This is a genomic window from Akkermansia muciniphila, assembly GCF_030848305.1.
In the GTDB taxonomy this organism is placed as follows: domain Bacteria; phylum Verrucomicrobiota; class Verrucomicrobiia; order Verrucomicrobiales; family Akkermansiaceae; genus Akkermansia; species Akkermansia muciniphila_A.
The window spans coordinates 727,815-739,884 of sequence record NZ_CP114598.1 but is presented as its reverse complement, the minus strand read 5'-3'; the positions used below and the strand labels follow the sequence as shown (position 1 = coordinate 739,884).

15 protein-coding genes are annotated in these 12,070 nt (G+C 58.7%); 8 read left to right on the top strand and 7 right to left on the bottom strand.

Going from position 1 to position 12,070, the window contains the following annotated elements:
- The first annotated feature begins 101 nt into the window (after positions 1-101).
- Both O4G22_RS03285 and O4G22_RS03280 read left to right on the top strand, forming a co-directional pair.
- A complete protein-coding gene (locus O4G22_RS03285; RefSeq protein ID WP_295978289.1) occupies positions 102-908 on the top strand; it encodes a hypothetical protein in 807 nt (268 codons plus the stop codon).
- 12 nt (positions 909-920) lie between these two features.
- Complete coding sequence (locus O4G22_RS03280; protein ID WP_306702153.1) at positions 921-1,439, top strand: DNA-deoxyinosine glycosylase; 519 nt, start codon at positions 921-923, stop codon at positions 1,437-1,439.
- 59 nt (positions 1,440-1,498) lie between these two features.
- Here O4G22_RS03280 and O4G22_RS03275 read toward each other — a convergent pair whose 3' ends face one another.
- Positions 1,499-2,467: a hypothetical protein gene (locus O4G22_RS03275; protein WP_290488286.1), complete on the bottom strand. Its 969-nt coding sequence runs from the start codon at positions 2,465-2,467 to the stop codon at positions 1,499-1,501.
- 86 nt (positions 2,468-2,553) lie between these two features.
- Here O4G22_RS03275 and hisI point away from each other — a divergent pair, with 86 nt between their 5' ends.
- The 4 genes from hisI (at position 2,554) to rsmI (ending at position 5,324) form a co-directional block, all read left to right on the top strand.
- Positions 2,554-3,045 carry a phosphoribosyl-AMP cyclohydrolase gene (gene hisI / locus O4G22_RS03270; RefSeq protein ID WP_094136834.1) on the top strand — a complete coding sequence of 164 codons (492 nt, stop codon included), beginning with the start codon at positions 2,554-2,556 and terminating at the stop codon, positions 3,043-3,045.
- Between the two features lie 63 nt (positions 3,046-3,108).
- A complete protein-coding gene (locus O4G22_RS03265; RefSeq protein ID WP_306702152.1) occupies positions 3,109-4,059 on the top strand; it encodes an outer membrane protein assembly factor BamD in 951 nt (316 codons plus the stop codon).
- Positions 4,060-4,077: 18 nt separating this feature from the next.
- Entirely contained in the window at positions 4,078-4,593 is a 516-nt protein-coding gene (gene lptE, locus O4G22_RS03260; protein ID WP_306702151.1) for an LPS assembly lipoprotein LptE, read from the top strand.
- A 29-nt stretch (positions 4,594-4,622) separates the two neighbouring features.
- On the top strand, positions 4,623-5,324 hold the full coding sequence (gene rsmI, locus O4G22_RS03255) for a 16S rRNA (cytidine(1402)-2'-O)-methyltransferase (RefSeq protein WP_306702421.1): 702 nt from the start codon (positions 4,623-4,625) through the stop codon (positions 5,322-5,324).
- An 18-nt stretch (positions 5,325-5,342) separates the two neighbouring features.
- On the opposite strand, the gene O4G22_RS03250 is transcribed toward rsmI, so the two are convergent.
- Positions 5,343-6,011, bottom strand: coding sequence for an endonuclease/exonuclease/phosphatase family protein (locus O4G22_RS03250; RefSeq protein WP_306702150.1), 669 nt, complete (start codon positions 6,009-6,011; stop codon positions 5,343-5,345).
- 353 nt (positions 6,012-6,364) lie between these two features.
- Here O4G22_RS03250 and O4G22_RS03245 point away from each other — a divergent pair, with 353 nt between their 5' ends.
- The gene (locus O4G22_RS03245; RefSeq protein ID WP_306702149.1) at positions 6,365-6,667 is read left to right on the top strand and encodes a hypothetical protein; all 303 of its coding nucleotides are present in this window, start codon (positions 6,365-6,367) and stop codon (positions 6,665-6,667) included.
- A gap of 92 nt (positions 6,668-6,759) precedes the next feature.
- Here the strand turns inward: O4G22_RS03245 and O4G22_RS03240 are convergent, their stop codons facing one another.
- Positions 6,760-8,091, bottom strand: a complete 1,332-nt coding sequence (locus tag O4G22_RS03240; protein ID WP_306702148.1) for a porin — start codon at positions 8,089-8,091, stop codon at positions 6,760-6,762.
- Positions 8,092-8,234: 143 nt separating this feature from the next.
- Positions 8,235-8,930: a ribonuclease III gene (rnc, locus tag O4G22_RS03235; RefSeq protein WP_290488205.1), complete on the bottom strand. Its 696-nt coding sequence runs from the start codon at positions 8,928-8,930 to the stop codon at positions 8,235-8,237.
- Between the two features lie 162 nt (positions 8,931-9,092).
- On the opposite strand from rnc, the gene O4G22_RS03230 reads away from it, so the two are divergent.
- On the top strand, positions 9,093-9,596 hold the full coding sequence (locus O4G22_RS03230) for a flavin reductase (protein ID WP_179219112.1): 504 nt from the start codon (positions 9,093-9,095) through the stop codon (positions 9,594-9,596).
- Between the two features lie 54 nt (positions 9,597-9,650).
- Here the strand turns inward: O4G22_RS03230 and recF are convergent, their stop codons facing one another.
- Genes recF through cmk form a run of 3 tightly spaced genes read right to left on the bottom strand, consistent with a single transcriptional unit; the run spans position 9,651 to position 11,972 of the window.
- A complete protein-coding gene (gene recF / locus O4G22_RS03225; RefSeq protein WP_306702147.1) occupies positions 9,651-10,706 on the bottom strand; it encodes a DNA replication/repair protein RecF in 1,056 nt (351 codons plus the stop codon).
- 16 nt (positions 10,707-10,722) lie between these two features.
- Positions 10,723-11,334 (bottom strand): lysophospholipid acyltransferase family protein, encoded by a 612-nt coding sequence (locus tag O4G22_RS03220; protein WP_306702146.1) that lies wholly within the window; start codon positions 11,332-11,334, stop codon positions 10,723-10,725.
- Positions 11,331-11,972 carry a (d)CMP kinase gene (cmk, locus tag O4G22_RS03215; RefSeq protein WP_290488208.1) on the bottom strand — a complete coding sequence of 214 codons (642 nt, stop codon included), beginning with the start codon at positions 11,970-11,972 and terminating at the stop codon, positions 11,331-11,333. Before cmk ends, O4G22_RS03220 begins: the two co-directional genes overlap by 4 nt.
- Between the last annotated feature and the right edge of the window lie 98 nt (positions 11,973-12,070).

Below are 12,070 nucleotides of genomic sequence, written 5' to 3'. Positions count from 1 at the left end.
AATTCCGGGGAAAAGGCTATGGCCTTCTTTCCTTTTCGTACAGCTCCGTACGCAATCCGCCCTTGATATTTTCCGCTGTCCGTATACCCTGCGGGGCAAGGATGAGGAATGCCCTGACATTGATTTGCTGTCTCGGATTGCTGTGTTCCGCGGCCGCGGCTGCGGACCTTTCTTCCACGGGGCGGGGGAGCGCCGCGTCTTCGGGGGCGGCTTCCTGGTACCGGGCCCTGCGGACCGGGCTTTCTCAATTCCGGAACGGCGGCGGCTACCAGACAAGCAGGGAAGCCATGCAGGCCCTAGCGGAAAAAACCTGCCGCTGGGACCCCCGCGCGCGCCGTCCCGTTTTTCTTCTCCGTAACGCCGCGCCCTCCTTCTGTTCCTCCGCCTGCTACCTGCTCCTTTTGAAATCTTTGGAGATATGGGACTCTGCACAGCCGCGGCCCGTTATCTCCGAACGCGCGTGGCTGGCCCTCATCCCCCGCCTCGGCCAGCATGACGGCGAAGGGCCGTGGGGATGGGCGAACGCCAATGGCCCCGGCCTGGCCGTCCTGGTGCACAGACTGGGAGCCGGCATCAACTTTGAGGACTGGAGAAAGGCCCGCCCCGGAGACTTTATGAAAATTTTCTGGACGGACCGCATCGGGCGCCGGGAATCCGGCCATCTGACCGTCCTGGTGAAGGACGGAGGGGAGCAGGTAACGTTCTGGTCCTCCAACATTCCGGACGGTTACGGAGTCAGGACGGTGCCCAAATCCCGAATCAGGCGCGTCATTTTCACGCGCATCACCAGACCGGAGCGGTTCAACCTGGCCCCCTCCGTGGGAAGCCACCCGTGGCTGTCCTCCCTGCTCCGGCAGGAAGTGAGTATGAAGGAAGTGCGCCGGCATTCCGGCATGCAGAACCCCTGACCGTTTCCAGCCGTGAAAAAATGCTCCTTCCCTCCTTCCGTCACCCCGGATTGTTCCGTGCTGGTGCTCGGTTCCCTGCCGGGGGACGAATCCCTGCGTCAGGCCCAGTATTACGCTCATCCCCGCAACGCGTTCTGGAAAATCATGGGTGCCCTTCTGGGCTTTGATCCCTCCCTGCCATATGAGGAACGCCTGTCCCTGCTCAACCGGGGCGGGGTGGGGCTGTGGGACGTAGTGGCCTCCGGCGTCAGGCCCGGCAGCCTGGACCAGCACATCTCCCAGGAACGGCCCAACGATATTGCGGCCCTGCTGGATCGCTTCCCGGGCATCGGCGTGGTCTGCTGCAACGGCACCGCTTCCCATAAATACCTTAAACGGTATTTTCCCGAACTGTTCCTTCGGGAAACGCTTTCCGTCATTCAAATGCCTTCCACCAGTCCGGCGGCGGCGCGGCTGACGTATGAGCAGAAATTCCGAGCCTATGAGGAAATCATGGCGCCCCTGATCCGGAAGGAAAAGCAAGAATACTGACCTTCTGCGCCTTTTCCGGTGCGGGGCGCGGCCCAACGGTGGCAGGCGGGGTTGTTCGGTCAGCAGGACCCGACGGCCGCCAGCAGGTGGACATCCAGGGCCAGGGCTTCGTGAATATTGAAATTCAAATCATCACGGAGCTTGTTGAGGGCCTCCATGCGCTTCAGCAATTCGTTCACGGGCATCTGGGCGGCCAGCGTGCGCACCTCCGGATGAATCGGAGTGACTTCCGGGGCTCCGGAGGCAATCAGGGCTGCCTGTCCGAACCAGCTGATTAGCAATTCCAGGGCCTGATTGCGCTGTTCCAGGTATTCCGTCTCTATCTGGGCGGCGTTCGCGTCCTTATTGCGGGCCTCCCAGTCGGAGGCGTCCGTACCCTGGGCCGCTTCCCTGGCTTCATCTTTCAGAGCCTGGTTCAGGTTTTTGGTGATGGCGGCCTTGGCTTCCGCCATGACGTCCATGAACCTGCTGCGGAAGGCCAGTGCTGCCAGGTCATTATTCAGATTGCGGCAGGTCTCCAGCCAGTGCGGGAGCAGGGCCTCCTGAATGGGGGTGAGCCTGAATTCCCCGGATTGCAGCAGATTGACGCGCACGCAGCGGGAAATAATCGTCTGAAGGAGCTGGTCCGGCTGGGAGGTGGACAAAATGAGCAGGCACTGTCCGGGCGGTTCCTCTAGGGTTTTCAGGAAAGCGTTGGCGGCCTCGTCATTCATCCGCTCCGCATCCATGAACACGGCTATCTTCCATTTCCCCTCCGCCGCGCGCTGTTGCAAAAAGGGTTCCACGGCCCGGATATCATCCCGCAGGATGCGGCGCGACTTGGACTTGGGGCGTACCAGCCGGCAATACTCGTCCCTCACACTGTCCAGGTGGTCTGCCCGGATGCCGTTCATCAGCTCCAGCAATTGCAGGATCAGGCGGGAGGCTCCCTGGTGTTCGTCTCCCACAATGAGCAGGGCATGGGGAAGCCGGTTGCGGGAGAAGGCGGTGCGCAGCAGGTCGAACGCTTGGGATGCCGTAAATGCCATATGCTCCTATGAAAACATTTCGTTGCGTCAGGGCAACAGAAAAGATTGGTATATGTCGGATATTTCATGTACTAAGGGGGCCGGTTATGGAACAAAACGACATCTCATCCCGGATTGTCTTTGCCGACCGCGGCAAGGTGAATGTGGAAAAAGGCGTGGAATTCGCCCCCAAATTTGACCAGAACGGCCTGATTCCGGCCCTCGCCATGGACCATGTTACCCATGAACCGCTGATGCTGGCCTATATGAATGCGGAATCCCTGCGCATGACCATGGAATTGGGGGAAGCCGTTTACTATTCCCGCAGCCGCCAGGAAATCTGGCATAAGGGCGCGACTAGCGGCCACGTGCAAAAAGTGAAGCAAATCCTGGTTGACTGCGACCAGGATGCCCTGATTGTGCTGGTGGACCAGTGCGGCGCCGGCGCCTGCCACACAGGGCACCACTCCTGCTTTTACCGTTCCGTTCCGTTCGGAGATGAACTGAAAGCCCAGCCCCAGGGGGCACCCGTCACGCTGCGTGAAGCGGACGGAGGCGTCGTTTTTGATGCCGAGGCCGTGTACGGCAAGGGCCATTAACTCCTTTTGCGCGTCAATCTGCGTTCGCCGGATTGACGTGCCCTCTTTTTCTGCTGTAAAATCATGAATGTGAAAAAACTGCTTCTCATGATGGCTGCTGTTCCCGGGACGCTGGCTTTGTGCCAATGCTCTTCGGAGGCGCCTCCCCCCCCCGGAACCGTCCGCATGGTGGATCAGCAGGCGATTGTCCTGATGCAGGAAGCCAGGGCAAAGGAAACGAAGAATGATCTCTCCGGGGCCATTAAGAAATACAGGCGCGTGGTGGAAAAGCACCCCCTTTCCAGGGAAGCTCCCCAGGCCCGGTTCAGAATGGCGGAGCTTCATGAGGCCCGCAAGGAACCCGCGGATGCGTTTGACCAGTACCAGAAGCTCATAGACCGTCATCCGGACAGCCCCCTGTACAGGCAGGCCATGGCCCGGCAGAAGGAAATGGCCTTCGGCGCTGCGAGCGGCGCGCTGACCAACCGCGTGCTGTGGATGTTTGACGTCAGGATGGATCCCACGAACGTCACGGAATGGCTGAAGCATGTGCGGGACAACGCTCCGTACGCCCCTACCGCCCCGCAGGCCATGAACGTTCTGGGCAATTATCTGGCCGCCCGCGGCCGGATGAAGGAGGCCATTGAAGCATACCAGAACCTGGTGGACAATTACCCCAACTCTCCGCTGGCCCCCACGGCCCAGCTCCAGATAGCCACCCTGTATCGCCAGGCCGCTGCGGATGGTGACCGCAACCACGTCAATGTGGCCCGCGCCCAGGAAGCTTATGAAGACTACCTTCAGCGTTATCCCAACAGTGCCCGGGCAGGAGCGGCCCGCGCCGATCTGGCGGCCATGAAGCGTGAGCTGGTGGCCCAGCAGCTGGAAGTGGCGGAATACTACCTGACCAAGATGAAAGATACGGATGCGGCCATCTTCTGCTACCAGGAAGTAGTCTCCAGGGGCAGCATCAATCCCGCCGCCGCCGCCAGGGCGAAGGCCCGCCTGAAAGAACTGCGCGTGACCAGCAGATAACAGGAACTCTCCGTCCTCATGAACCGTATCCGGAACGTTTTCAAACTCTTCCTGCCCGTTTTTTGCCTCCTGGCCGGTTCTTGCGGCTACCAGTTTGGCGGCACCAAGCCGCCCAAGCTGGAACTGGCCCAGACCGTCAAGGTATGCCTCTTTGCCAACAACTCTTTGGAGCCCCGCGCCGCCACGCTGGTGACAGGCGCCTTGGCGGATGAGCTGCAGCGGGACGGCACCTACCGGTTAAGCTCCGGCGCGGATGCGGATATCCGGGTGGAGGGGGAAGTGTACTCCATCACCTTCGACCAGTTGCGCTCCAGCCGGGAAGACACCTACAAAAGTACGGAACTTGGATTGCGCCTGTCTGTCAAATACCGTGTGGTGGACGCCAGGACGCAGGAAATCCTGTATGCCGGCTCTGCGGAGGAAGTAGGTCAATTCTTTGACCAGGGCAACATTCAGTCGGCCCGCACGAATGCCCTTTCCTATGCGGCCCGTCTGGTGGCTACTTCCATTGCGGAAACCCTTACCAATGGCTAACCCCGCCCGGTTCAGGAAAATTTGTGCTTATGGAGGAAGTGGAATACAGCGTTTATTTTGTTCCGGTGCCTATCGGCAACCGGGCGGACATCACCCTGCGGGCGCTGGACGTGCTGCGCAAGGTGGATGTCATTGCGTGTGAAGACACCCGCCATTCCGGCCTTCTGCTTTCCCATTATGAAATCCGCAAACCGCTGATAAGCATGCATGACCACAATGAGCAGCCGCGCGCCGGGGAAATTGCGGCGCGCGCGGCCGGCGGGGAAAGCTTTGCCGTGATCAGTGATGCGGGCATGCCTGGCGTGAGCGATCCGGGCTACCGTCTCATTCAGACGCTCAAGGAAAAGGGAATAAGCTTCACCGTCCTTCCCGGGCCATCTGCCGTGGTGACGGCATTGGTGGGGTCCGGACTGCCTACGGACGCCTTCTTCTTCGGCGGCTTTCTGCCCGTCAAATCCGGGAAAAAAAACGCTGTGCTCCAAACGGCGGCGGAAGCTTCCCATACCAGTATTTTTTATGAATCCCCCCATCGCATCGTCAAAACCATGCAGGCTCTGGCGGCGCTGGATCCGGATATTCCCGTCTGCGTAGCTAGGGAACTGACAAAAACCTTTGAAACTTACCATCGCGGTCCGGCCTCCCGGCTGGCGGCGGAATTTGCGGAACGCCCTCCCAAGGGGGAAATCGTGCTGCTGGTGGGCGGCGTCAATGCCCCGCGGGCTACCCGTTGACGGGCCGGAAACATCATGTCAATAGCTGACCGTCACTTTAACCGGGCGGTGGTCGGAGGCGGCGGGGGCTTCAATCACCCTGCGTTCCTTCACATGGAACGCCTCCGTCTTTTTTCCCCTGTACATCCAGATGTAATCAATGCATTCCTTCGGATGCCCGGCGGGAAACGTTTTTTGGGCCGGATCGCTCAGCAGGATGAAATATTTCTTCATCCGGGTTATCGGCTCCGAATCCGGCGTTAAATTGAAATCCCCTGCAATAAAAAAGGGCTTGCTGCATTTTGCGGCCAGGGCGGCAATCATATCAATGGAAGCGCTGCTGTCTTCCTTGGTCAGGGACAAATGCGTGACGCAAAACCAGTAATCCCTGAACTCGGCCATCAGCAGCACACGGGCCTCCTCCCTGCCGGGCAAAGGAATCCGTTTGACGCTCAGAGGCTTTTCCCTGGATAAAATGCCTACTCCATAGGAACCGCCTGAATAATCAATGGCCTTGGCATAGGTACCCGTCAACGTTGTCCTTGCGGCCAATTCTTGCAGGGTATCCCTGCCGCTGCTCCTGATTGTCCCCTGGTCCAGCTCCTGAAGGGCCACGACATCCGGTTTTTCCTCCGCGATTACCCGGGCCGTGCGGTCATAATCCCTCCTGCCGTCCATGCCGGTGCCGTTCTTTACGTTATAGCTCATCAATGTGAATTCTCCGGCCTGCAGAGGAAAAGGGCTGAAAAAAACAGCTACGGCTGCACCTAACCTGAAAATGGAGCATTTATTTCCTTTCATATCTGCAACAGGCTCCGTATTGCCCGGACTGCAGATAATACGAGCTCCCCTCTCCCTTTTCTTGCAGAAAAATTTCCTCCTCCGGATAAGCAATCCTCCCGTGAGGAGAGGCGGCAGCTCGTTTCCGGTTTCCGGAGCAGGGCTTCATCTCTGATCGGGCCAGCCGCCTTGGATGCTCTTGGAGCCATATGCCGGCGGGAAATGACGCAGATTTTATCAACTTGACGGCTGGAAGTGTGTCATGATAATGTCCTATCATCATGCTGGAGGATAGGAAATCACATTCCTCGCGCAAGACACCGGATTTGGTGACTGATGAGCTTATTCTCATTCTTCATGAAGCGGGCATGCTGGAATTCAATGACATTTTTCAGCGTGCCGTTGTCGTGATGAAGGAAAAGCACATGTCCCTGGGCGGGGAGGAAATCCTGAGGCTGAGGATTTACGAAAAACTCCAGAATCTGGTGAGCGCCGGCGGCCTGATGAAAAAAGGCCGTGAATACACGGCCCTGCCCAAGCTGATTTCTTTGAAATCGAAAGCGTTACCGGATATCCGGTTGTGATTTTCAGGAAAAAAGGCGGGATGAAGCGGATTTTACTCCATGTCGTTTATCCTGCCCGTGAAACCTAATATGCGGTCTCGTGCCTCACTTTCTTAGAAGTTGGTGCGGAAGGCGATGTTGTAGCTCCATCCGGTAAAGCCTTTTTGCCGGCTGGCATCCGTGCCGTTGGAATGGGCGTATTCGATGCCCGCCATGATCTTGGCCATGTTCGGGCTGCATTCGAAAATGTAGTAGTTGACGCCCAGGTACAGGGCCTGCATGCAGTCGGAGGTGCCGGAATAAGTGGAGTTCTGCGTATAGCGTTTTTCCCATTTTACGGCGTTGCTGCCCGCCGCCATCTGGTAGCGGACCACTCCTTCCCAGTGGGGGGTGAACTTGTAGGACGGCATGACGGTCATGCCGAAGACGTTTTCAGCCCCCGCCTTCATGCCGATGACGTTGAAGCCGGCCATGACTTCGGTCATCAGGGAGAAATTCCCCTGGGAGCCTTCCCATGTCAGGGCTACCACGTCCCTGGCTCCGGTGCCCTGGTATTTGGATTTGAAGCCGTAGCCGGTCAGTTTTTCATACGCCTTGTTTTGGGCGTCGTTCCCCCACTTGGTGAAATTGTGGGCGTAATCCAGCCACAGACGGCTTTTCTTCAGGAAAACGCCGTTGGACGTGTCATAGCTCAGCGTGCCGGTGATGAAGCAGTTGTCCCGGGAGTTGAAAGCGGGTTCAATGCGGTTGTTGGACGTGCCGGTCCCGGCGCTTCCGTTGCCGTTCAGCCAGACGCCTGCGGCCCAGCCGAGTTTGTCCTTTTTGTCGGAATTGTTCACCTGGAGTCCGTAATTGGTTTCCGGGCGGAGCTGGTTGACCAGCATGGAACGTTCCATGGTCAGAATGGCGGAGGAGGACGTTCGGTATTCCCCGGTGATGCGCGGCTTTATTTTGCCGATGGCATAGGTGACGGGGCCTCCGTTGTATTCTAGATTCAATTCGTAAAGGGAGCAGGTCTGGTCGGAGGCGTTCCATGTGTTGGCTTTCGCATTGTAGCTTTCCAGGCCGTCCATGCCGCCGATGTTCCAGACGTTGTTGAGTTTGAAGTTATTCAGGAACTTCATGTTGAACCCGGCGCGGAAGCGGCGCCATTCATCGTTGAAGCGGCGGCCGTTGCCTTCCTTTTCGCCCATCACGCGGTCTTCGCCGTTCGGGTCAATCCAGTCCAGGCCGTACTGCATGCGGAGGGAAACGTTGAATTCCTGGATGTAGGGATTTTTATGATCCCGTTCCGCGTTGAACCACTTGAAACGGTCGCCGAGCCATTTGCAGGTGGAAAAGCTGCCGCGGGTCGGCAGAGCGTTTCCTGTAGAGGACGCGGCCGCGGCAAAGGCGGAGGCTCCGAAAGTCATGATGCCGATGACGGGGAGAGTATAGGTCTTCATTGGTTTTCCATGGCTGGTTTGTCTGTGGAAAGTTCTTCCGGGGAAGGTTCTTTCTCGCGGAGACGGCTTCTGTCTATCAAACCAGCCGCAGGAGTGTCCAAGGCTTAAGGGTGACAAAATAGACACCCGTCCTCCTTTGGCGGTTACAAGGTCATGCGGAGCCATGCCCTGGCGGCCAGGGCGTCTGCGGCGGCGGCTACCTCCGCCTTTCTCTTGCTGGCCCCGGAACCGGCGCCAATGGCGTGACCATGCCAGAAAACGCGGGATTCAAAACGGTTTTCAGCGTCTCTCGGCCCTTTTTCTTCCGTCTTATAGGAAGGAGTTTCGGGCAGGATGTCCTGAAGAATGGCTTGGAGTTCCCCTTTGGGGTTGATTTCCTTGGGATGGCTGGCCGCGGAATCCAGAGCTTCATGGAGGACGCGCAGGGCCACGGCCTTGGCCGTTTCATAGTCGGAATCCAGGGACATGGCTCCGAAGACGGATTCAAATGTGTTGGCGATGATGGAATTTTTGCCTCGTCCGCCGGCCCGTTCCTCCCCCTTCCCCAGGGCAATGTATTTGTCCAGCCCCAGGATAAAGCCGTATTTACCCAGATTGGCGCGGCTGACGGTTCGGGCGCGCAGCTGGGTCAGTTCCCCTTCCGGGGATTGGGGCATGTGGTGGTAAAGGTACTGTGTGACGGCCAGCTGCAGAATGGCGTCTCCCAGGAATTCCAGCCGTTCATACGCCCGGCGCGTTTCCGGCCTGCTGTCCGTGCTGGGGTGGGTAAGGGCCTGAACGAGCAGATCCGGATTGTTGAAACGGTAACCCAGCTTGTCTTCCAGCGCGGTGTGGTTCATCCCGGAAATGCTAGGGCCGCCGTTGAGGAAATGCAACTCCAAACGGAGGGCGCTCCCGGCGGGGCGGGAGATTGCCTTCCCGCGTCATCCCGGCCGCTCCACAGCTTTGACATATGGACGGAGGGGTGTAGGATAGGTTGTGAACGAACGTTGGAGACGATGATGAAGAAGATTGAACCAAAAGAGATTCAGGATAATGCCGTACAATTGATTGGGGACGACTGGATGCTGGTGACGGCGGGTTCCCCGGAGCATTTCAACATGATGACGGCCAGCTGGGGCGGGTTGGGGTTCATGTGGAAGAAGCCCGTGGCGTTTGTAGTTATCCGCCCCCAGCGCCATACTTTCCGTTTTATTGAGGCCGGGGACGAACTGACGCTTTCCTTTTTCAGCCATGAGTACCATAAGGCTTTGACCGTGTGCGGAACAACGAGCGGACGGGATACGGACAAGGTGGCCGCCTCCGGCCTGACGCCATATGTGACGGAGAACGGAAATGTAAGTTTTACGGAAGCGCGCCTGGTGCTGGAGTGCCGCAAGCTGTACGCGGAGCCTCTCAATCCGGAAGCTTTTCTGGATAAAACCATTGTGCCGGAGTGGTATGCCGCCGGGGATTTCCATAAGATGTATATTGTGGAAATCCTGAATGTATGGGTGAAGGAATAGCGCCCTGGAAATGCCGCATGCGGACGCCTGTTCATTGTTCCTGTCCGCGCTTTTTCAGAGGGGGACAAGTGTTCCATTCTCCAGCCGGAAGGCTGGCAGGGGGCAAGGAGCATCGTGCAGCCAGTCCAGATGGGTGGTGGTGATGAGGCTCTGCGCGTCCGCTGGAAGCGACTGCAGAAAGGCTATCCGGCGCGTGGGGTCCAGCTCCCCGAAGACATCGTCAATCAGATGGATGGGCGTATGTCCCGTTTCTTCCGTCAGAAGGGAAGACTGCGCCAGCTTCATGGAGATGGCGGTGGTGCGCTGCTGCCCTTCGGAGGCGAATTGAGCGGCGTTTCTTCCGTTCAGCGTGATGTCCAGGTCATCCCGGTGGGGGCCGTTCTGGGTTTGCCCGTACCGGATGTCCCGGTCCATGGAGGCGCACAGCCGTTCATACAGGTCTCCTTCCTCCGAGGCGCGGTAAGCGATGGAGACCTGTTCCTGCCTTCCGCCGATATTGCGGTAGGCCAGGGCGATATGGGGCGCCAAGAGCGCCAGCAGATGGGCGCGCAGGTTTCTCAGTTCCGTGCCGTGCAGGGCCAGCTGGCGCGTGTAGGCGTCCAGCTGGAGTTTGTCCCGGTGCCTGTGCTTGAGCAGGTAATTGCGCGTTTTCAGCGCCCGGCGGTAGCTGAACAGGGCCAGTCTGTAGCCTGGGTGCCACTGGCTGCCCAGAAAGTCCATGTATTTCCGGCGGGCATCCGCGCCGGCCTGCACCAGGGAAAGGTCGTCATTCCCCATCCATACCACGGGATAGCTGTCCGCCAGGTAGCTGCGCTGGTCTTTGCGGGGCTCTCCGTTGACGCGGAGGTCCGGGGCGTTCGGCGCCCACAGGATGCGCCGGATTTGTCCCGGAAGCTCTCCGCGGATGCCGAAGGATTGTTTTCCGTGGGAGGCCAGCGGCCCGGTCCGGGCCGTGCGCGGGGATTGCAGGCGCAGCAGGAAGCAAACGGCTTCCAGCAGGCTGGTTTTTCCCCGGGCGTTGTCTCCCAGGATGATAGCCCCCTGCTGCGGGATCTGCCAGGAGAAGCTTCCGTAGCAACGGAAGTCCATTAATTTCAGCCTGGAGATCATGGGGCTGGGAAAGGGGTTATTCCGCAGGAAGGGAGCGGATGGCGTCCATGATTCTGTCCGTCAGGTGCTGGTACGCATCTTTTCCTCTGGCGTTGAGTTCCGCCGGCGTGAAAGGGATGGGGTCTCCCACCGTGACCGTGACGGGACGGAGTTTGGGAAACCGGGCGCCGATGGGAAATGCTTCATACGCGCCGCTGATGCGCAGGGGCTGCACGGGAACTTTCGTTTTGCTCAGGATGAGGCCGATTCCCCCCATGCCGTCATGGATTTCACCATCCGGCGTGCGGGAGCCTTCCGGAAACACAAGTACGCGCTTGCCGGATTTCAGCAGGCGTATCACGTGCTTGAGGCTGGCGGCATCCGGGTTTTCCTGGTCAATGGGGATAGCCTGGCAGAGGGGGAGGGACCATTTGAAAATACCCTGGAACAGCGTCTTGCGTGCGAAAAAATAGATGCCGTCCTCATAAGAAATGCCCAGCATGGGCGGGTCCAGAAAGCTCTGGTGATTGCTGACGATGAGCACGGGGCCGTCTTCGATGAGTTTTTCCCGGTTGACGACTTTCCAGGAGAAGAAAGCTTTGGAAATGCTTTTGAAGAGCGTGTAGAAAACCCAGTAGAAAGAGTTCATCTGGAGGAGAGTTTTTGTTGGATGTTGTCGGTGATGAAACGGACGACCTGGTCAATCGTCATGTCTGACGTATCCACCAGCAGAGCGTCCGGCGCCTGCGCCAGCGGGGCGGTAGCGCGGGAGGAGTCCTTGCGGTCCCGTTCCGCGATGGAGTCCGTCAGGCCTTCTGCGGCGCGGCGCGCGGCCCTCACTTCCTCGGAGGCGGTGACGAAGTACTTGAACGGCGTATCCGGAAAAACCACGGTGCCTATGTCCCTGCCTTCCATCACGACAGGTTCCCGGCGGTTGTATTCCCGCTGCCGTTCCACCAGCAGGGCGCGCACTTCCGGAATGGCCGCGATGGTGGAAACGTGGTCGTTGACCTGCTGTTTTGTGAGTTCTTCTCCCAGCACGCGCTGCCCGCACAGAACTACGGACCGGCTGCCGTCCTTGCCGAAAGAGAGGGGCACGGACGGCAGGGATTCCAGCACGGCCGCCGTATCCGCGGGGTTGATGCCCTGTTCCAGCATGTACCAGGTGACGGCCCGGTACATGGCCCCGGTGTTGATGAACGTATAACCGAGGCGGTCCGCGATAAGCTTGGCGACGGTAGATTTTCCGGAGGCGGCGGGACCGTCAATGGCGATGGCTGGATGCATGAGTGTCTTCTGAGTTGGAAATGGGGGCTAAAGCCGCTTGGATTATAGCTTTGCGTCCCTTGGAAATCAAGACTGCGTTCCGGAGGGCGTTGCAAAAA